Source organism: Salinibacterium sp. NG22, assembly GCF_015864925.1.
In the GTDB taxonomy this organism is placed as follows: Bacteria; Actinomycetota; Actinomycetes; order Actinomycetales; family Microbacteriaceae; genus Rhodoglobus.
Window position 1 is genome coordinate 1,028,136 of the sequence record NZ_JADYWG010000001.1, and the last position, 18,690, is coordinate 1,046,825.

Here is an 18,690-nt window from a genome sequence, read left to right on the forward strand (position 1 = left end):
ACCCGATATTTCTGATTGGTTGTCATGCGCACTCGACTGTTCACTGCTGCGGCGGTGTTGTCTGGTGTTGTGCTTGCCGCCAGTGGATGTTCGGCTGCCACTATTGCGGAGACTCCGACGGTGACGGTCACGGCTGATCTCGCTTCTCCCCTCACCGCGTTGACGGTGCTGGATGATGCGAAGGATTACAGCGGGCTGGTGCAGGCGGCGCTTCCGTCATCCGGAATCCTCGCTCCCCCGAGCGCTCCCGCCCAGTCGTTGCCGGTGACGGTGGTTTCGCACGATTTGGCTGGCGATGTGCCCGTCACGGTGTCATCGACTGACCGCGTGATTTCTATGGACATTTCGGGCTCCATCGCGGCGACGATTGCCGGTCTGGGAATGCTGGATTCGCTGGTGGCGCGGGATATTTCAACGACGTTTGATGAGGCATCCACTCTTCCGGTGATTACGTCGAACGCTCACACCGTCAATAGCGAGGCCATTTTGGCGCTGCGCCCTGATCTTGTATTGACGGATGGCTCGATTGGCCCGATCGATGTGGTGCTGCAACTGCGCGATGCGGGCATTCCGGTGGTGTTCGTCGACACGGACCCTTCTCTTGAGGGCATCGCCGAGTTGGCACGTCAAACGGCAGCCGCGCTGGGGGTTTCCGCCGCCGGCGACGCCTTGGCTGCGGAGCTCAGCGCCACGATCGAGGCGAAGGTTGCGGAGATCGCTCAGATCGTTCCCTCGGGTGACCGGCTGCGGATGATGTTCGTCTACTTGCGGGGCACGTCAGGGATCTACTACTTGTTCGGTCAAGAGTCGGGCTCAGATGTGCTGATCGATGCGCTCGGCGGTGTGGATGTCGCAGCCGAGATCGGTCTCGAAGGCATGCGCCCTATGACCGACGAGGCGATGGTCGCGGCCAACCCTGATCTCATTCTGGTGATGACGGGCGGTCTCGACAGTGTTGGCGGCGTGAGTGGATTGCTCGAAGCCCGCCCCGCGGTCGCGCTCACCGAAGCGGGCAAGAACCAGCGCTTCGTCGAGATGGATGACGGCGAAATTTTGAGCTTCGGCCCGCGCACGGTCACGGTGCTTGATGCTCTCGCTCGGGCGATTTACGCGCCAACATCAGGTTCGTAGAGCGTCAGCTACATTGCCGCAGCGCGCTTGCGGCGGCGCCGGCGTCCCAGAATCAGAACGATGGCGATCGCTACGAGGATTGCGATGATGGCGCCGACGATGATGAGAGCGCTTAGCAGGGCTTGGTTGCCATCCTGAGGTTGCGGCATGCACTCGGGGTTGGCGCTGAAAGTGACGGTGATGGGGTCGAATTCTTCCCCAGCCGGATAGGTGCCGAAGGCTTCGGATCCTGCTTCAGTGAGCACGACGGGTGCGCCCGCGAGCGTTGCTACGCCATCGGCGACGGTGATGCCTGAGACATCAATCGTGGCGAACTCGACAGCACTCTCGTTTACGGGGAGCCCTTCTTGGGTCGTTCCAAAGACATCGAAAACGAGGTTGGCGGTCGTGCTGCCGTCGAAGACGATCTCAAGGCCCGTGAGGGTGGTGTCGAGGATGCCGTCGTGGCCCGTGAGGCGAAGGCTGCCGTCAAAAGCCAGAGTGCCGCTGCCCGCGTCGAGTTGGCCGGAGCCTGCCGTCCAACCGAAGTTGGGAGTTTCGTAGGTGGCACCGTCGCTCACCGCCCATTCGCCGTTGGCGATGGTGCCGCTGATGTATGACCGCAGTGACTCTTTGAGGCCCCAGGTGATGGCGGCATCCGTCACGTCACAGCTGTCAGAGTCGGCCGCGAGGGTGACGTCTGCCGGCGCAGAAGGGGTGCCCGCGGCATCCAGAACTGCAGCATTGCTGGTCATCGGCGTCAGCGCAATAAGAACAGCGGTGACGATGAGCGCGGCGGGGCCGAGCACGCAGACGTTGAGGCCGCGCATTAGCGACCTGCGCGGTACATCGACTGGTGCATGATGGTGGCTTCGTCGTAGAGCTCACCAAAGGCTTCGAAACCGAACTTTGTGTAGAGCGGCACGATGTATTCCTGGGCGTGCAGCAGCATCCCTTCGCCACCGAAGTCGTCAACGATGCGCTTCATGATGATCTGGGCGAGGCCTTCACCGCGGTGGTCGTCGCGCACGACAACGCGACCGATGACACGGTGACCGTCGAGGTGTTCGGCTGTCTCGTTGAACAGGACGCGGATGTAGGCGACGACGTCAGCACCGTCGGCGAGCCAATAGTGGCGGGTGGCATCCTCTTGATCACGGTCATCAAGTTCGGTCTCGTCGACTTTTTGCTCAACAAAAAATACGTCAGTGCGCAGTTTCATGATCGAGTAGAGCTCGGATGTTGTTATTTCGCCCCAAGACTTGGCGATCACGGAATCAATAGGCACATCCCCGAGTTTAATGTACTGAGCAGAGAAAGCTCACGAATAGAGGAGACCACATGACGTACAAGGTGACTAAGACAGACGAGCAATGGCGCGAAGAGCTCGGAATCAAGTTTTCAGTGCTGCGTGAAGCCGGCACCGACCGTCCGTGGTCTGGCGCCCTTCTCGACGAAAAGCGTGCGGGAACCTACCGTTGCGGTGCGTGCAGCGCAGAGCTGTTCAAGAGCGACACCAAGTTCGACTCCGGTTCGGGATGGCCAAGCTTCTACGAAGCAATCAACCCGGATGCTGTTGAGCTGCGTGAAGACCGCTCACTCGGGATGGTGCGCACCGAGGTTGTCTGTGCAACCTGCGGCTCACACCTCGGACATCTTTTTGACGACGCCAGCCAGACACCGACCGGTGACCGTTTCTGCTTGAACTCGAGCTCGCTGGAGTTCGACGAGCAGGACTAGTTCGACAGCAGCGTTTTGGGCGGTCGCTTGCCGGAGAGCGAAGCGATCGCCACTGCGATGAGGGTGAGTACCACGCCGATTATGGTGGTTGGTGCCACCCCATCGCTGTCTGTGGGCAAAAGAAGTTCGAGAGCGAGCGCTCCGAGTAATTGCCCGGCGATCGAGCCAAGGGCAAAGAACAGCACTCCGGTGATGGGCACGAGCACTGCGGCAACGATGATGAAGATCACGCCGATCGCTCCCCCGAGATACAGCGTCAGGTCGGTGGGGAACTCGTGCTGCCAGCCGCCAACAAAACCAAAAACGATCGCTGCGATGGCCAGCACCGAGGTGCCCGCAATGAAGTTGACGTAGGTCGCGGTGAGCGGCGAACGCGTCACATGCCGCACGTGACCATTGATGGCTTGCTGCCATCCGATCCCGAAGCCAGCGGCAAGCGGCAAGAACACCAGCAGGAAGGGTCCGTCGAGGCGCAGGTCTGACAGCCCCGAAAAAATGACTGCGCCCACGGCGAGGGCGGATGCCGCCACTCGGAGCGGAGTAACGGGCCGCTTCTGCAGGCTGCCGATTCCGACTCGGTCGATGACCGCAGAGCTAATGGTTTGACTCGCCACTACCGCAACGGTGAACAGCGCTACTCCGAGGGCTGTTGCAGCGAGACCTTGAGTGAGCACGAAAAATGCGCCAAAGGTTCCACCGGTGAGATACCACCAGGGAAGACGTTTGCTTCTCACTTCGACGCCCAGGGTGCGGAAGCCGGCGCGTGCACTCGGCACAAACGGAACGATCAGAGTGAGGATGACGAGCCCTGATCCGAACGAAATGAGGGCCGCGAGAGTCGAATCGTGAAGTTCTACTGCGAGCTCTCCATTGATGCGACTTTGGCCTGCAACAAGGGCTCCAGCGACGATTGCAGCGATGATTCCGGCGAGCGCGCGACGGCGACTGCGCGGGTTGGTTGGGAGCATAGGTGAAGTCATGTCTAAAATAGGGCGTTGGCCCAAGCCTCCTTAGCTCAGCTGGCTAGAGCACCGCTCTTGTAAAGCGGGGGTCGTCGGTTCGAATCCGACAGGAGGCCCAGCAAAGATGTCGAGGGCAGTCGGGGTTGTTTTAACCCTAGCTGTCCTCGACATCGCTGTTTAACCAGTGGCCGTCGGCGGAGTGCCACACGTCTAATACGTCGGGTCATTCATCACCCTAAAAGCGGTGCCCGCAACACCAATGGGCTGTTCACGTCCATGAGATTCATAGGAAGCGCTGATTTTATGGATGACATGGATGCTTTCTTTAACCACACCGGAGCCCGATCGCCCCTTCCCCTGGCGGTATCGATTCGTTCGATTCGCTGCTCCGGAGTAGCCGCGTGAGCGCCCCCGTGGGGTCTTCGGCTCCTGTGAGCCCTTCAGCGATGGAGGTGTCGGCCGAGCTCCGCCGTCGCGCAGTCGCCCACCCGGGCGGGTTTGCCGACCTCGCGACCGCGTCCCCTGTCGACCCGACGCCGCAAGTCTTTATTGATGCGCTGGCTTCAGCGGGCGGCGCACCTGGCTATCCCCTGACCATTGGGGTCGTCGAGTTGCGTGACGCGATGGTGAACTGGTTCGACCGCGTACGTGGCGTCCCTCTCAATCGAGAGGGTGTTCTACCCACGATCGGGTCCAAAGAGCTGTTGGGTCTACTGCCATTTTTGCTCGGGCTGGGCGCGGATGACGTCGTGGTACGCCCCGCACTGGCTTATCCCGCCTATGAAGCGGGGGCGCTCGCCGTGGGCGCCAGCGTCGTCGCGGAGGACGATCCGGCCAAGTGGCCTGAAGCGACCAAACTCATTTGGCTGAACTCCCCCCGCAACCCCGACGGTCAGACCTTGACCGTTGAGGAGTTGCGTCGTGCTGTCGCCCGAGCTCGTGAGCTCGGTGCGGTGATCGTCGGCGACGAGTGCTACGCCGTGTTGAATGAGGTCGACGGGCAGCGGATCCCCTCCATCCTCGACCCGAGAGTGGTTGGCGACGACATGAGCCAGGTTCTCGCCTGCTATTCGGTCAGCAAGCAGTCCAACATGGCTGGGTACCGAGGCGGCATGATCGCCGGAGACGAGCAACTGATCGGAAAGATCGCGTCGAAGCGCCGCAGCCTAGGTCTCATGGTCCCCGCGCCCGTGCAGCAGGTGCTCAGCGCAGTCCTGTCCGATGATGAGCACGTGGCCGAGCAGCGCGCCCTCTACTCCTCCCGCCTCGAGCGTCTCCGAGTTGCCGTCGAGGCAGCCGGACTCCAGATTCACGGCTCGGAAAGCGGCCTGTACCTCTGGGCCACGCGGGGCGAAAGCGGAATTGATACCGCGATGGCGCTCGCCGACATCGGCGTGCTTGTCTCGCCCGGCGAGTTCTACGGTCCGAGCGGCACGCAATTCGTGCGCTTTGCCGTGACGGTTCGCGATGAATACCTCGACCGGGCTATCACCGCGCTCCAGTCATGGTCCCGCTGACGGGACCACAGCTCGTGGTCCCGCTGACGAGAAACCAGCTCGGGGCCTAGAAGGCGACCATCACCTTGAGGCTCTCGCGCGAGTCCATGGCGGCGTATCCCAGTGCAACCTCGTCGATACCCACGACGCGGTCAAAGACGCGACCCGGGGCGATCGAGCCGTCGAGCACGTCCTGGAGCGCGGATTCGATGTAGGCGCGCACGGGGGCGGGGCCACCCGTGAGCGTAATGTTGCGGCTGAAGAGTGAACCCCATCCGATCGGAGCCTCGGAATACTGGGGAACGCCTACGCGCGAGATGGTGCCGCCCACACGGACGGATCCCAAAGCTTGCTGGTATGCCGGGAAGTGGCCAACCGCCTCGATAACGACGTGGCTACCCTCGCCGCGGGTGAGTTCGCGCACCCGGGCGACTCCTTCTTCTCCGCGCTCGGCCACGATCTCGTCTGCCCCGAACTCGACACCGAGATCAGTGCGCGACTGATGCCGCCCCATGAGGATGACCCGCTCGGCCCCGAGCTTCTTTGACGCCAGTACGGCCGACAACCCGACCGCGCCGTCGCCGATCACTGTCACAGTCTTGCCCGCACCGACCCGCCCCATGTGCGCGGCGTGATAGCCAGTGAGGTAAACATCGGACAGGGCGAGAAGCGACGGAATCAGTTCACTTTTCTCGTCGACGCCCGGCACCGTCACCAGGCTGCCGTCTGCCTGCGGCACCCGTGCGTATTCCGCTTGGAAGCCGCCGACTTCGGGCTTGTTGTAGAAGCCGCCGTGGAGGCACGATGTGTGGAATCCTTCTTGGCAGAAAACGCAGGTGTTGTCTTGGTACGTAAACGTGGCGACGACGAGGTCCCCTCGCTTCACGGTAGAAACCTCAGAGCCGATTTCTTCGACTACTCCGACCATCTCGTGGCCCATCGGAGCACCAACCAGGCCTGGCTTACGCGTGTGATACGGGTGCAAGTCTGAGCCACAGACACACGCACGAACCACCCGGACGATAGCGTCTGTCGGAAGCTGGATCACCGGGTCCGCTACTGTCTCCACTCGGACGTCGCCCGCGCCGTAAAGAAATGTTGCCTTCATAGGGTTTCCTCGCACTATAAGCCTGCGGCTGAAGTCGTTCTCCACGTGGATCCGTGAACGCGCGACCAGATGACGAAACAACCCTACACGGCGTGATTTTCGATTTCTGGCAGAGCATCCACGTCGTCCGCAGGCGGCATTGAGCCCTCCCGCTAGTCGTCGGGATGCCGCGCGACTGCTACGTCGGGTCGACCATCACCTTGAGAGCGGTGCGCTCATCCATCGCGGTGTAGCCGTCGGGGGTCTGCTCGAGTTTCACGGTCTGGTCGAAGACAAGGCCGGGGTTGACGGTTCCGTCGAGCACACCAGGCAGCAGTTGCTCGATGTAGGCGCGAGCGGGGGCCACACCGCCGACAAGGCCGACGTTCTTGCCGAAGAGACTGCCGCGGCCGACAGGCGCATTCTCGTACTGCGGAACGCCGACACGGCTGATCACTCCGCCGGCACGAACGACCCCGAGGGCCTGCTCGTAGGCGGGCATGAAGCCGACAGCTTCGAGAACCGCGTGGCTTCCGGAGCCGCCGGTGAGTTCGCGCACCATGGCGATGCCTTCTTCGCCCCGCTCGGCTACGACATCCGTGGCTCCGAAGTGGATGCCAAGGTCGGTGCGTGCCTTGTGGCGCCCCATGAGGATGATGCGCTCAGCACCCATCTGCTTGGCAGAGAGCACAGCGAGGAGGCCGACAGCGCCGTCACCGATCACGGTAACGGTCTGGCCGGGAGCGACGCGAGCCTTGTAGGCGGCGTGCCAGCCGGTGGCATAGACGTCAGAGAGAGACAAGAGGCCGGCGTACTGTGACTCGTCAACGGTGCCGGGAACCTTCACGAGGGTGCCGTCAGCGAAGGGCACGCGCACGGCTTCGGCCTGGCCGCCCGTGATGCCACCGTTGCCCCAGTAGCCACCGTGGATGCACGAGGTCTGGAGTCCTTCGAGGCAGAACTCGCAGGTTCCGTCGGAGTACGCGAACGGCGCGATGACGAAGTCGCCGACCTTGAGCGTAGAAACGTCTTTGCCAAGCTCTTCGACAACGCCGATGAATTCGTGGCCTATGGGGCGAGCATCCGCATCCGCTGGCATCGAATGGAATGGGTGCAGGTCGCTGCCGCACACGCACGCCCGCGTAATGCGAACGACTGCGTCGGTGCTCTCGATGAGCGTGGGGTCAGGGGCAGTGATGACGCGGACATCGCCGGCGCCGTAAATGTAAGTAGCTCGCATGAGTCTATTCAACGCCCGATTCGCGCCCAGCAACGAATCAGTGTTTGTTCAGCGAGCAGGAGTAGCCGTCAGTGGATGGTGCGATGCTTGAACGCGGAGCACCCAAGGAGGACCAGACCGTGGCCAGTTTTGCCGACAAGCCCATCCTCGACGTCACCATCGCCGAGTGGACGGCTTACCTTGAAAGCGAGCCCTCGCTCGAGGGCGTGCGCCTCAAGCTGCGCAAGAAACTATCGAAGGCCACTGGGATCACCTGGAGCGAAGCGCTCGACGTTGCCCTGTGCTTCGGATGGATCGATGGCCAAATGGCACGCCTCGACGACGACTACACGCTGCAAGCGTTCACTCCACGCCGCAAGAACAGCCCCTGGTCACAAGTGAACCGAGACCATGTTGCTCGCCTCATCGAGGAGGGAACGATGCGACCCGGCGGTCTCGCCGAAGTCGAACGCGCCCAAGCGGATGGCCGCTGGGATGCCGCCTACAGCCAGAAGAACATGACGACTCCCCCCGACCTTCAGACTGCCCTCGACGCAAACCCCGCCTCCGCGGAGTTCCACGCCAGCCTCACCCGGAGCGAGCGCTTTCAGATCTATGCGCGCCTCACCGGCATCAAGACGCCAGCGGTGCGCGCAGCCCGCATCCGGGACGTCGTGGAAAAGGGCGCGAATGGCGAGCACCACTATGCGCAGCCGACGCCCGCTCCGAAGCGGCCCTAACTGCGGGGCGAGCGGGACTCCGCTGGAGCTACTCGGGCAGTTGCGCGATACGGCGATCGAGATGCTGCTGCTCGGCGGTGTTCGTGGCCAGTTCGCGCGCACGAGCGAAGGCGATGGCCGCGGCATCCGCGTCACCGGCACGCAGCAGCAGTTCGGCGCGAGTGGCCCAATACAGGTGATAGTTCTCAAGGCCCGTGATCTCGGCGAGCAAGCGCAGCCCTGCGTCAGGGCCGTCGGCCATTGACAACGCGACGGCGCGATTGAGCGCCACCACGGGCGATCCACCCGTCATAGCCAGCAGCACGGCATAGGCGGATGCGATAGCCGGCCAGTCGGTGTCAGCAGCAGTGCGTGCGGTGGCATGGTGACGCGCAATCACCGCTTGGGTCTGGAATGGCCCCGGCTGCAGGCGACTCAACGCGCCACCCAGAAGCCCGTTCGCTTGCTCGATGAGTTCGCCATCCCAGCGGGTGCGATCCTGATGCTCAAGGAGAATCAGTTCGTCGCCGCGAAAGCGAGTGTCGTGGCGGGCGCGAGCGTACAGCTCCAGCGCTAATAGGCCTTCGACTTCGGGATTGCCGGGGAGCAGCTCGCGCGCGGTGATCGTGAGTCGAATCGCTTCTTCCACGAGGTCGATGCGGGCGCCAGCCGCACTCCCCCGCGAGAGATAGCCCTCGTTGAAAATGAGATACACCACGGTGAGCAGGGCATCGACTCTCGACGTGAGGTCTTCGGGGATGCTGAGCGGGATGCCCGCGTCGCGGATCTTGCGCTTCGCCCGCACGATTCGTTGCGCAAGGGTCTGCTCGGGCAGCAAGAATGCCGCGGCAATCTCCGCCGTCGAGAGGCCGCCGACGAGCCGGAGGGTCAGCGCCACTTGAGTGTCTCGACTCAGCGCCGGGTGACAACAGAGCAGCAGCAGCCGCAGGTGTTCGTCGCCCGAATAGTGAGCGTCATCAATCATTTCGGGCACCTCCTCCTGGTTGCCGCCGAGTCCGCCGTGCCCGCCGCTGACGCCGTTGCGCTCTGCGGCCTGCACAAGATCGGGCGCTGCTCGCGCTAGTCGTCGAGCAGCCGCAGCCTCTCGTCGCACACGGTCTACCGCACGATTACGCGCGACCGTATAGAGCCAGGCTGCGGGGTTGTCAGGCACTACGGCCCAGTTCAGCGCTTCAACGAGCGCATCCTGCACCGCGTCATCGGCAACGTCGAGCCCAAAGCGGTGCGTGAGAAGAGCGAGCACATGCCCACTCTCCTCACGCGCCAGGCGGGTGACCGCCTCTGAGTTGTCAGGCACGCTACGAGGGCACCACCGGGCGAACCTCGAGCGAGCCGGCCGGAATCGGAACCTCGGCAGCGAGCGCAAGCGCCTCATCCAAGTCGGTGGCTTCCACAATGTAGAAGCCACCGAAGTGCTCCTTGGTTTCAGCGAACGGACCATCGACGATCGTGTCGCCGGCACCGTAGGCCCGGCGAATCGTGGTCGCGGTCTCGACGCCCTGCAGCTGGTCGGCGGCGACATAGTGGCCGCCATCAATGAGCTTCTGGTTGTAGGCCATCCAGGGCGCCATCATCTCGTCGAATCCGGGCTCTCCCGGGTTCGGGCCGTCCATGGGTTCAGAATGAATCAGGATCATGTACTGCATGTTTTTCTCCCTAACCGATTTGTGAAGTGTGGCCAAAAAGGCCAATAACAACGGACATGACGATGAGAACTGCGAGCTGATGACCCATATCGATCGCAAACAGCGTCGGGGACTTCTTCTCAAAAAGATACTCGACAGCGTTCCGCGACGCGGTAAAACCGAGCCAGCCAATGGATGCCACAGCCAACGTCACGGTCAGAAACGAGCCACCAAACTGGTCGTGGGCGATCGCTGCTGCAAGCGCCAGCACCGTTGCCGTTATGGCCGTGGCCACAAGCGCCAGCAGATACGCCCACCCGGGAGTCTTCGCAGCCAGATCTATCCCGGCTCGCGCCGCCCACGGCTTGCCGAGAAGCGCTGGTGAAAACCAGGCCCACCCGACGAGCATCCCTGCCACCGTAGCTACCGCGATTGCCAGAAAGTTCAGCGTCATCATGTCCTTTCGGGGCCGGGGATTTCCCTGCCCTCACTGACATGACGCAGGGCACGTGCCGAATCGACACGTGCCCTGAAAAAACTTTCGAAAAGTTCTTTAGATGCCAACCGGTTTCGGCTGGCTGGGGTGCGGCTCATCCTTGAATGACGCCTGCGCCTTCCACATTTTGACTTTCATATCTGCTTCGACTTCGGCGTATTCGGCCGTTCCGTAGACATTGTTGAGTTCGTCGGGATCGGTTTCGAGGTCGTACATTTCCCACTCGGAGGGGTACGAGAACGGCCCAGTTCCTGGCACACCCAATCCGTCGTTGTAGAAGAAGATCAGCTTGTAGCGGTCGGTGCGGTAGCCGTAGTGGGCGGGCGCGCGATGGAAGACATCGTCGTTCTCCCAGTAGCGGTAGTACATGCCCTCGGCGGGTTCGACATCCGGAGTTTCAATGAGATCGGGCCAGAGGCTGCGGCCCTGCATCCGCGGGTGGTGTTCGACCCCGGCGGCGTCGAGAATCGTTTGCGCGAGGTCAACATTGGTCACGATGCCCTCGTACGACTTGCCGGCCGCCAGCTGAGCTGGATAGCTGAGCACGAACGGCATCCGCAACGATTCTTCGTACATGAAGCGCTTGTCGAACCAACCGTGGTCGCCCAAGAAGAAGCCTTGGTCTGAGCTGTACATGAGAAGGGTGTCGTCGATGTCGCCGCGCTCTGTGAGCCAGTCGGTGACGCGGCCAACGTTGTCATCGACGGAGGCGACGCACGCGAGGTAGTCCTCCATGAAGCGCTGGTACTTCCACAGAGCGAGCTCGTCATACGTGAGCCCCTCGGGTGGCGTCTGCTTGAGGTCGTCTTCGTTGAGATTTTCGGCGATGCGCATCGCGGCCCGGCGAGCCGACGACGTGCGCGTTTCGTAGTCATCGGTGAACGTCGCGGGCACCGGGATGGGGTCGGAGTACATTCCGGCGTGCTTTTCGTCGGGCTCCCACGGGCGGTGCGGTGCCTTGTGGTAAATCAGAACGCACCACGGGTCGTCACCCTCGAGCTCATCGACCCACTTGAGCGACAGGTCGGTGATGATGTCAGTCGCATAACCGGGAACGGTGCGCAGCCCATCCGGGTTCAAGAATTTTGGATCGTGGTACTCGCCCTGCTCAATGAGCACATCCCAGTAGTCAAAGTTCTGGGGGTCAGCTTCTCCGCCATCACCCATGTGCCACTTGCCGACGATGGCGGTGCGGTAGCCGGCCTCTTTCAGCTGAGACACGAAGGTCGGCTGGCTCGCATCGATCGGCGTCACAAGCGTGCTGACACCGTTGATGTGACTATATGTCCCGGTGAGAATGGATGCCCGACTCGGCGAACACAGTGAGTTGGTCGCGAAGCAGTTGTCGAGCTTCCATCCCCGCTGCGCGATCTCGTCGATGCGCGGAGTCTGGTTCACTACCGACCCATACGCACCGATGGCGTGCGAGGCGTGATCATCGGTGAGGATCATCACGATGTTGGGGCGGCGCGTGGCTTTCTCAGTCATTAGTGTTCTTTCGTCGTTCAGCGTGCTGCGTTAGACCGCGGACATGTCGATCGGAACCCAGGTTCCGACCTCCATGGAGCGATACGCGGCATCAATGATTGCGTTGTCGATGTAGCCATCAACAAAGGTTTGGCGGGGCTCGACGCCCGCGCGGTAGCACTCCACGAAGTGGGTGAGTTCTCCGTGGTAGCCATACACCCAGGGCTCGTCGGGCACGGGGGTGATCCAGCCGGTTGCGGCTCCGGCTTTTTCGACGACATAGTCAGCGGGGTTTCCTGCGAAGGCACGGATGCCCGTCTCGCCGGTTTCGTCGGTGCCGATCCAGCCTGCGGTTCCGTGAATCTCGTTGCGCACATCCAGCCCTGCAATGTGGCCCCAGCTCACTTCGACCTGAGCCATGCGGTCATCCTCGAAACGGATGAGCGCCACAGCGGTGTCTTCGGTGTCAACATCGTCGCGCGAGAGTCGTGCACCCCACGCGAAGACCTCTTTGGGGGCGGTGTCGTAGCCGATGAACCAGCGCCCGATGGCTACGCAGTGGCAGCCGAGAGCGCGCAGTGGTCCGCCGCCAGAACGTGACACATCGCGAGCGTGCTTGTGCGGATGCCCGTGAGATTCCCGCGCTCGAACCGAGGTCACTCGGCCAACGGCGCCGGCATCCACGAGTTCTTTCGCTTTCACGAGGCCCGGAGCAAACACTTCGGTTTCGGCGTAGGCGTGCCAGACGCCTGCGTCGCGAACGAGTCGCAGACACTCGGCAGCTTCGGCGGAGTTACGGCCGAGCGGCTTGGTGCAAATGATGCCCTTGCCCGCGGCCGCCGCAGCGGCAACAACTGCCACGTGTTGGTCTTGCGGGAGCGCGACGATGACGATGTCGACATCGTCGCGCTCCACGAGTTCAGCGACAGTGGAGACAACTACCGGAATGCCAAAGCGTTCCGCGAATGCTGTCCCCGACTCCGCCGAGCGTGCCGCAACAACTGTTACGTCATGCCCGCGGATGCTGCCGAGTGCTCGAAGGTAGAAGTCGGCTACGAACCCGGCGCCCACGATCCCTATTCGGACCGGATCACCGGTCCCTAGCCGACCGGTCACTTGAGGTTGTCTTTGGCTGCGGCGAAGAGGTCCACGTTGATGAAGTCCTCCGGTGCTGCAGCTTCGTCTGCCGTCAGGCGACCGACGTCAAGGAACAGCTGCGTGAAGGAACCGAAACGCTCGTAGGTTGATCCGTCGGCGTTGTCAGCCAAGATCTGGTCAGATGTCCACCATTCGAGTCCATCGGCCTGGCTCTGAAGCTGTTCTGCGGGAGCACCCGAGAGCGCAGCTGAGAGAGCAACAGTGTCTTCGGTGTCGGAGATGCGGTAGTCGTTCGCTTCGATGAAGACCTCGAGGAAGCGGGTAAGCGCTTCGCTCTTGTCGGCAATCGCGTCGTTCGAGGCAACCCAGGCTCCGAGGAACTCGGTTTCGGGGAAGTCGACGTTGTTAGCAATGACCTGAGCGTCAGGAACCGACTCGAAGATCTGGTCGCTCAAGGGCGAGAAGATTGCTGCGACATCGATCTGGCCAGCAACGAATGCCGAAACGACGCTCGGCGGGTCCAGCGGGATGCGCTCGATGTCAGCTTCGGTGAGGCCGGCTTCTTCGAGGGCGAGTGCGAGAATCATTTCGCCCGATCCGCCATCCGGAACACCAATCTTGAGTCCCTTGAGGTCGGCCATTTCGGTTGCACCTGACTCGGGCGAAGCAATGAGGAAGTCACCAAAGGTGCTCTCGTTGGGGGTGATGACGGTGCCCTGGCCTGAGGCGGGCATCCACATGGCGCCACCACCGATGTAACCAACGTCGAGCGAGCCACTGGCCATAGCCTGGATCTGCGTCGGGCCGTTGGTGAAGGGAACGAGGTTGACGTCGAGGCCAGCCTTGGTCCAGAGATCTTGTTCATTAGCGACGGCAATAATGCCGACACCGTTGATGCTGGTGTCGATGTAGCCGACGTTGATGGCGACGAGTTCTTCGCCGCTCTCGTTGCTACCGGCATCCGTCGTGCAACCGGTCAATGCGAGAGCAAATGTTGCGGCGACTGCTGCCGCGCCGAGCATTTTCTTCTTCATGGGGCGTCCTTGCCTGTGATTGGAGATGATTGGTTGGTAATGAGTGGTTGGGTCATTCGTGGTGGTGCACTCCGCGCCACACTCTGGCGCGGATCTCGGCAAACTCGGGAGAGAGCCGAATCTCCTCCCCGCGTGGATACGCGAGGGGAACGTCGATAATTTCGCTGATGCGACCGGGGCGTGGGCTCATGACCACCACGCGGCTGGCGAGGTACACGGCCTCGTCAACGTCGTGGGTGATGAACACCACGGTGCGCTTTTCTTTTTCCCAGGTCTCGAGCAGGTCATCCTGCATCTGAACCCGGGTGAGGGCGTCAAGGGCACCGAACGGCTCATCCATGAGCAGTACTGATGGATGCACGGCGTAGGCCCGCGCAATTGCCGCACGCTGCTTCATACCGCCCGAAAGTTCCTTGGGCAGCGCGTTGGCGAAGTCTTGAAGACCGACGAGGCTCAAGTAGTGCATGGCACGTTCGGCCCGCTCCTTCTTGGGGACCTTCTGCAGGCGAAGCCCGAACTCAACGTTTTCTTGAGCGGTAAGCCACGGGAACAGCGCGTACTGCTGAAAGATCACACCGCGGTCGGGGCCGGGCCCCTTGACGGGTTCATCGTTCACGAGCACTTGACCAGAGGTCGGCATGAGCAAGCCGCCGACGAGGTTGAGCATCGTGGACTTGCCGCAGCCACTTGGCCCGACGAGAGTGATGAACTCGCCCTGCTCCACGTCGAGGCTGACGTGGTCGAGGCTGACCGTGCGGCCGCGCTCCGTGTTGTAGATCTTGGTGACGTCTTTGATCGAGATGAGAGGCATTAGCGAGTCTCCTGCCAGCGAGTAAGTCGCCGTTCGGCGAGAAGAAGCAAACGGTCCATGATGAAGCCGAGCGCACCGATCATGATGATGCCGACGACGATGCGGTCGGTTTGCAAGAACTGGGCGGCTTGCTGCATCATCCGTCCAAGACCCGTCGGGGCGGCGATCAGCTCCGAGGCCACGAGGGTCGCCCACGAGGCACCGAGCGCGACGCGCATTCCGACGAAGATGAACGGGGTGGATGCCGGAATGACAACGCGGGTGAAGATCGTGAAGTCCTTGGCGCCGAGCACTCGCGCGGCATTGATGAGGGTGATGTCCACGTTGCGCACTCCCTGGAAGGTCGCGAGCACGCAGGAGAGGAACGCGGCGAGGAAGATCACGAAGATCTTCGCGGTCTCACCGATTCCGAGGATCACGATGACCAGCGGGATGAGCGCGAGCGGCGGGATGGTGCGGAAGAACTGAATCCACGGCTCAAGCAACCCCCGCGCCAGCCAGTACCAGCCCATGAGGAAGCCGGCGGGAATGGCCAGCGCGACACCGAGGAGGAATCCGGTCGTGACTCGGCTGAGGCTCGTCACGGTGTGGCCCCAGAGGGTTCCATTGGCGATGAGCTCCGCAAAGCTGGCAACGACATCGATGGGCGTCGGGATGAGCGCGTTGCGCGAGAGTACGGCGCTCAGCGTCCAGATTCCAATGCCCAGGAAGAACGTGATGACGTACAGCCCTTTGAGAGAACGCTCGCCCTTTTCGGTGTCCTCAGCGATAGCTGTCGGTGTTGCCATGGTCAGGGCCTCTGGTTCGGCCTTTCGATCTGTCATGTCACGTTCCTGTTCGACGTCATTGTCCGGTCCTCTTGGTTCGATGGAGAAGTTGTGGTTTAGATGTAGAAATAGCGTTCAAGCGCAGCGGTTCCGCCTCCGAGCACTCCCGCGTACATGCCGAGCGACGATGGCTCGATGCGAACGAGAGGGCGGATGAGCGGAAACACTTGCTGGCGGGTCTGTTCGGTCAGGCGCTCGAAGAAAGCCTCGGGCACCTCGGCGAGCGCGCCCCCCAGCAGAATCACGTCGGGGTTGAGCAGGTTGACGATGGCCGATGTTGCGGTAGCCAACTGGGTGATGATCGAGTCGATGGATGCTCGCGCGGTCTCGTTCGAGTCCGATGCGGCGTACAGCGCGGTGAGCGCTCCCCCGCCGTTGCTCGAGAGCCCGGCTTCGGCGAGCTGGCGCTGCAGGGCACCTTCGCTCACGATGGTTTCGAGGCATCCGTTTCCGCCGCAGACGCAGTCGATGCCGTTGTCGATAACGTGCAGGTGACCGAGTTCAATGGCCCCACGCACGCCGCCAGCGAAGGGCTGCCCCTCAACGACGAGGCCGGCGCCGAGGCCGGTGCGCAGGTAGATGAACGCAACGCTGCCGAGGTCTTTGGCGACACCGAAGCGGGCTTCGGCGAGCGCCATTGAGCGAACGTTGTGCTCGACGGTGACAGGAAGTCCGGTGAGCGGTTCGAGGATGTCGGCGACGGGAACATCGCGCCAGTCCAGGTTGATGGGGAGCAGGATGCTTCGGCCCGCGACATCCACGGGACCAGGAACGGCCACTCCAACGCCGATGACCATCGACGGGTCATATTCCGATGCCGCTATAAGTTCGTTGATCGCGGTCGCGGCCTCCACCATGACCTCGGTGGCGGGGGTCTCGATGTCGTAGCTGAGCGAGCTGGATGCCACAGTGCCGCCCAGCAGGTCGATAAGACCGAGCTGAACGAAGCCGACGCCCACTTGAACGCCGACGACGACGAACGCGTCGCGGACGATCGAAATCTCGGTGGCGGGCCGACCGAGCTTGGTCGGTGAGATCGAGTTGCCCTCGACGATCACGCCTTCGTCAACGAGCTGGCTGACGGCACGGGTGATGGTGGTGGGGCTGAGGTGAGCGCGGCGGGCGAGTTCAATTCGGGGCAACGGTCCGCTGTCGCGCAGCATGGTCAAGACCTGCGCACGTACAGAGGTTGCCTCATCGAATCGGCTTACGGCTTCATTGCTCACTTAGAGAAAATAACTCTGCCAAGGGAAGAAAGTCAAGCCTCGAGGTAACGAAAGCGCATCGCCCTCACGACCCTAGAGCCCCGCGTCTACCCCGTGGCGAAGCACCAGAAACCCTGCAACTACGGGCCCTAACGCACAAACGGGGACCCGCGCCAGGCGCGGATCCCCGTAAGTTTTGCTACAAAATACGCACCGGGGGTGAGGACACCATCGATGAGGTAAACGGTTGCGTTTGCGGTGTGAACGCTCTCGCTCTCGGCCTCCCTCCCGAATACACGAGCGCACTGAAAGACCAATTCAGCAATTCAGCACAGATTGCAGAACAGCTCAACTTGGGCGGTCTCGTCAACGAGCAGAACAAGGACCTCGGCCGAAACGTCATCGACGCCCACTCCCCCGAGTACGCCTTGAGAAGGTTCCGGCCAGCGTCAAGGCTGGCGCTGAGGTCGTTGGCCGTCACATCACGTTCGGTGAAGATAGCTACCAGACCACCGAGAAGCTCGTTCGTGAACTATGGCGGCCACGAGAAGTGTTCATCGGGCACCAACATCTACAGCTTCCCGTCGAAGCGTATTCGTACACCTTCGGATAATCAGCGCTCCTCTGCACAACGAAACGGGCCCCCGATCCAACCGGATCGGGGGCCCGTTTCGTGCGCTAGCGCGAGCTACGGAGTAGGTGTCGGCGTAGGCGTAGGCGTTGAGCTTTCGATGAAGTCATCACCAGCAGCTTGAGTAACGAATGCCTGGAAGCTGACGAGGTCGTTTACTGCACCCTCGTACTTGATTCCGTTGACGAGAACGGTCGGGGTTCCGGTGACCGCTCCGACGTCAGAGTTGGGGATGGGGTCCGAAAGAGCGCGAGCAGTTGAGTTGCTCACCCACGACTTGAAGCTCTCATCGGTGATGCACTCGGCGATCGCGTCGGTGCTTTCGACGCCGGCGACATCCAAGAGTTCGATGAGCTCTTCGTTGCTGAGACCGCTCGTGTTCTCTTCAGGCTGCACCTCTTCGGTGAGAAGCAGCGAGTGGTACGCGTAGAAGTCGTTCGGCGAAGTGTCTGCAACACACGCAACGGCGTTGACCGCACGTGACGAGTAACGCTGACCCTGCGAAAGACGGTCAAGAATCGTGATCGGGTGCACTTCGAGAGTTGCCGCACCGTTGGCAACGAGGCTCTCAATGTAGGCACCGTTGGTCTGCTCGAAAGAACCACAAATCGGGCACAGGTAGTCGACATACATCTGGATGTCGAGAACACCGGATTCCTCGTCGCGATCGTTCGCGATGGGCTCAGCGTCTGCTGCTTGAGCGTCGGATGTCGTCGCGATGAAGCCCTGATTGAGCTGGATTCCGTCGCTAGCAAAGTTCTGCGGGCCTGGGCCTGCTGGCTGGTTCGAGTTCACGAGTACGAGCGCGATTACTGCGACGATGGCGACGAGCGCGAGGCCAACGCTGCCCTGAAGAATCCACTTCGTGCGGCGATCCTTCTTCTTCTGTTCGTCACGCTGAATGCGAGCCTTTTCGCGCGCTGCCTCGCGCCGCTCATTCTTGCTGAGTCGGCTGTCGCCGGGGTTGCCGTTGCTCAATCGAACCTCATCTGCCGTGTATATCGCTGTGTGGGGCGCCCAGAAATGACGGCGCACCTCTCGAATCCTAGGAGAAATCTCTGGGAATTGCCCAACCGAATCCTAAGATGCGCACTGTTCTGGGGTGGACCACTCTGTCATCCACCCCCCAAAAGAGTGCAATA

At 61.8% G+C, this 18,690-nt stretch carries 20 protein-coding genes and 1 tRNA gene; 5 read left to right on the top strand and 16 right to left on the bottom strand.

Annotated elements, in window-relative coordinates; translation table 11 throughout:
* The first annotated feature begins 24 nt into the window (after window positions 1–24).
* Window positions 25–1,131, top strand: coding sequence for an ABC transporter substrate-binding protein (locus I6E81_RS05030; protein ID WP_197106276.1), 1,107 nt, complete (start codon window positions 25–27; stop codon window positions 1,129–1,131).
* Between the two features lie 8 nt (window positions 1,132–1,139).
* Here I6E81_RS05030 and I6E81_RS05035 read toward each other — a convergent pair whose 3' ends face one another.
* Window positions 1,140–1,940 carry an HtaA domain-containing protein gene (locus I6E81_RS05035; protein ID WP_197106277.1) on the bottom strand — a complete coding sequence of 267 codons (801 nt, stop codon included), beginning with the start codon at window positions 1,938–1,940 and terminating at the stop codon, window positions 1,140–1,142.
* On the bottom strand, window positions 1,940–2,398 hold the full coding sequence (locus I6E81_RS05040; RefSeq protein WP_307784102.1) for a GNAT family N-acetyltransferase: 459 nt from the start codon (window positions 2,396–2,398) through the stop codon (window positions 1,940–1,942). The genes I6E81_RS05035 and I6E81_RS05040 overlap by 1 nt, the downstream gene beginning before the upstream one ends.
* A 53-nt stretch (window positions 2,399–2,451) precedes the next feature.
* Here I6E81_RS05040 and msrB point away from each other — a divergent pair, with 53 nt between their 5' ends.
* Window positions 2,452–2,850 (top strand): peptide-methionine (R)-S-oxide reductase MsrB, encoded by a 399-nt coding sequence (msrB, locus tag I6E81_RS05045; protein ID WP_197106278.1) that lies wholly within the window; start codon window positions 2,452–2,454, stop codon window positions 2,848–2,850.
* On the opposite strand, the gene I6E81_RS05050 is transcribed toward msrB, so the two are convergent.
* A complete protein-coding gene (locus I6E81_RS05050) occupies window positions 2,847–3,818 on the bottom strand; it encodes a DMT family transporter (protein ID WP_197106279.1) in 972 nt (323 codons plus the stop codon). The two genes, msrB and I6E81_RS05050, sit on opposite strands and share 4 nt — an antisense overlap.
* Before the next feature lie 36 nt (window positions 3,819–3,854).
* Here I6E81_RS05050 and I6E81_RS05055 point away from each other — a divergent pair.
* Both I6E81_RS05055 and dapC read left to right on the top strand, forming a co-directional pair.
* Window positions 3,855–3,928, top strand: a tRNA-Thr gene (locus I6E81_RS05055).
* Window positions 3,929–4,243: 315 nt separating this feature from the next.
* A complete protein-coding gene (gene dapC, locus I6E81_RS05060) occupies window positions 4,244–5,329 on the top strand; it encodes a succinyldiaminopimelate transaminase (protein WP_307784103.1) in 1,086 nt (361 codons plus the stop codon).
* Window positions 5,330–5,375: 46 nt separating this feature from the next.
* On the opposite strand, the gene I6E81_RS05065 is transcribed toward dapC, so the two are convergent.
* Both I6E81_RS05065 and I6E81_RS05070 read right to left on the bottom strand, forming a co-directional pair.
* The gene (locus I6E81_RS05065; RefSeq protein WP_197106280.1) at window positions 5,376–6,416 is read right to left on the bottom strand and encodes an alcohol dehydrogenase catalytic domain-containing protein; all 1,041 of its coding nucleotides are present in this window, start codon (window positions 6,414–6,416) and stop codon (window positions 5,376–5,378) included.
* A 178-nt stretch (window positions 6,417–6,594) separates the two neighbouring features.
* The gene (locus tag I6E81_RS05070) at window positions 6,595–7,635 is read right to left on the bottom strand and encodes an alcohol dehydrogenase catalytic domain-containing protein (protein ID WP_197106281.1); all 1,041 of its coding nucleotides are present in this window, start codon (window positions 7,633–7,635) and stop codon (window positions 6,595–6,597) included.
* A gap of 83 nt (window positions 7,636–7,718) precedes the next feature.
* Between I6E81_RS05070 and I6E81_RS05075 the strand changes: the two genes are divergently transcribed.
* Window positions 7,719–8,354, top strand: coding sequence for a YdeI family protein (locus I6E81_RS05075; RefSeq protein ID WP_231603867.1), 636 nt, complete (start codon window positions 7,719–7,721; stop codon window positions 8,352–8,354).
* A 28-nt stretch (window positions 8,355–8,382) separates the two neighbouring features.
* Here I6E81_RS05075 and I6E81_RS05080 read toward each other — a convergent pair whose 3' ends face one another.
* The 11 genes from I6E81_RS05080 to I6E81_RS05130 all read right to left on the bottom strand — a co-directional run bounded on the left by I6E81_RS05080 (window position 8,383) and on the right by I6E81_RS05130 (window position 18,526).
* Window positions 8,383–9,651, bottom strand: coding sequence for an RNA polymerase sigma factor (locus tag I6E81_RS05080; protein ID WP_197106282.1), 1,269 nt, complete (start codon window positions 9,649–9,651; stop codon window positions 8,383–8,385).
* A gap of 1 nt (window position 9,652) precedes the next feature.
* The gene (locus I6E81_RS05085) at window positions 9,653–10,000 is read right to left on the bottom strand and encodes a YciI family protein (protein ID WP_197106283.1); all 348 of its coding nucleotides are present in this window, start codon (window positions 9,998–10,000) and stop codon (window positions 9,653–9,655) included.
* 10 nt (window positions 10,001–10,010) lie between these two features.
* Window positions 10,011–10,433: a DUF1761 domain-containing protein gene (locus tag I6E81_RS05090; RefSeq protein WP_197106284.1), complete on the bottom strand. Its 423-nt coding sequence runs from the start codon at window positions 10,431–10,433 to the stop codon at window positions 10,011–10,013.
* Between the two features lie 99 nt (window positions 10,434–10,532).
* Window positions 10,533–11,963 (bottom strand): sulfatase, encoded by a 1,431-nt coding sequence (locus tag I6E81_RS05095; RefSeq protein ID WP_197106285.1) that lies wholly within the window; start codon window positions 11,961–11,963, stop codon window positions 10,533–10,535.
* A gap of 30 nt (window positions 11,964–11,993) precedes the next feature.
* Window positions 11,994–13,058, bottom strand: a complete 1,065-nt coding sequence (locus tag I6E81_RS05100) for a Gfo/Idh/MocA family oxidoreductase (protein WP_307784104.1) — start codon at window positions 13,056–13,058, stop codon at window positions 11,994–11,996.
* Entirely contained in the window at window positions 13,055–14,074 is a 1,020-nt protein-coding gene (locus tag I6E81_RS05105) for an ABC transporter substrate-binding protein (protein ID WP_197106287.1), read from the bottom strand. Before I6E81_RS05105 ends, I6E81_RS05100 begins: the two co-directional genes overlap by 4 nt.
* 52 nt (window positions 14,075–14,126) lie before the next feature.
* Window positions 14,127–14,885 carry an ABC transporter ATP-binding protein gene (locus I6E81_RS05110; RefSeq protein ID WP_197106288.1) on the bottom strand — a complete coding sequence of 253 codons (759 nt, stop codon included), beginning with the start codon at window positions 14,883–14,885 and terminating at the stop codon, window positions 14,127–14,129.
* The gene (locus tag I6E81_RS05115) at window positions 14,885–15,709 is read right to left on the bottom strand and encodes an ABC transporter permease (RefSeq protein WP_231599653.1); all 825 of its coding nucleotides are present in this window, start codon (window positions 15,707–15,709) and stop codon (window positions 14,885–14,887) included. Before I6E81_RS05115 ends, I6E81_RS05110 begins: the two co-directional genes overlap by 1 nt.
* Window positions 15,710–15,768: 59 nt before the next feature.
* Window positions 15,769–16,938, bottom strand: a complete 1,170-nt coding sequence (locus tag I6E81_RS05120; protein ID WP_197106289.1) for an ROK family transcriptional regulator — start codon at window positions 16,936–16,938, stop codon at window positions 15,769–15,771.
* Window positions 16,939–17,316: 378 nt separating this feature from the next.
* Window positions 17,317–17,370, bottom strand: a complete 54-nt coding sequence (locus tag I6E81_RS14665; protein ID WP_197107171.1) for a hypothetical protein — start codon at window positions 17,368–17,370, stop codon at window positions 17,317–17,319.
* A 235-nt stretch (window positions 17,371–17,605) separates the two neighbouring features.
* Window positions 17,606–18,526 carry a thioredoxin domain-containing protein gene (locus tag I6E81_RS05130; protein ID WP_231599652.1) on the bottom strand — a complete coding sequence of 307 codons (921 nt, stop codon included), beginning with the start codon at window positions 18,524–18,526 and terminating at the stop codon, window positions 17,606–17,608.
* Window positions 18,527–18,690 lie beyond the last annotated feature (164 nt).

Bases quoted from the DNA above. Each gene is read 5' to 3' on its own strand.
- I6E81_RS05075 (WP_231603867.1), top strand. From the start codon at position 7,719: ATGCTTGAACGCGGAGCACCCAAGGAGGACCAGACCGTGGCCAGTTTT.
- I6E81_RS05035 (WP_197106277.1), bottom strand. From the start codon at position 1,940: ATGCGCGGCCTCAACGTCTGCGTGCTCGGCCCCGCCGCGCTCATCGTC.
- I6E81_RS05095 (WP_197106285.1), bottom strand. From the start codon at position 11,963: ATGACTGAGAAAGCCACGCGCCGCCCCAACATCGTGATGATCCTCACC.
- I6E81_RS05085 (WP_197106283.1), bottom strand. From the start codon at position 10,000: ATGCAGTACATGATCCTGATTCATTCTGAACCCATGGACGGCCCGAAC.
- I6E81_RS05050 (WP_197106279.1), bottom strand. From the start codon at position 3,818: ATGCTCCCAACCAACCCGCGCAGTCGCCGTCGCGCGCTCGCCGGAATC.
- I6E81_RS05090 (WP_197106284.1), bottom strand. From the start codon at position 10,433: ATGACGCTGAACTTTCTGGCAATCGCGGTAGCTACGGTGGCAGGGATG.
- I6E81_RS05115 (WP_231599653.1), bottom strand. From the start codon at position 15,709: ATGACAGATCGAAAGGCCGAACCAGAGGCCCTGACCATGGCAACACCG.
- I6E81_RS05070 (WP_197106281.1), bottom strand. From the start codon at position 7,635: ATGCGAGCTACTTACATTTACGGCGCCGGCGATGTCCGCGTCATCACT.
- msrB (WP_197106278.1), top strand. From the start codon at position 2,452: ATGACGTACAAGGTGACTAAGACAGACGAGCAATGGCGCGAAGAGCTC.
- I6E81_RS05105 (WP_197106287.1), bottom strand. From the start codon at position 14,074: ATGAAGAAGAAAATGCTCGGCGCGGCAGCAGTCGCCGCAACATTTGCT.
- I6E81_RS05065 (WP_197106280.1), bottom strand. From the start codon at position 6,416: ATGAAGGCAACATTTCTTTACGGCGCGGGCGACGTCCGAGTGGAGACA.
- I6E81_RS05110 (WP_197106288.1), bottom strand. From the start codon at position 14,885: ATGCCTCTCATCTCGATCAAAGACGTCACCAAGATCTACAACACGGAG.
- I6E81_RS05030 (WP_197106276.1), top strand. From the start codon at position 25: ATGCGCACTCGACTGTTCACTGCTGCGGCGGTGTTGTCTGGTGTTGTG.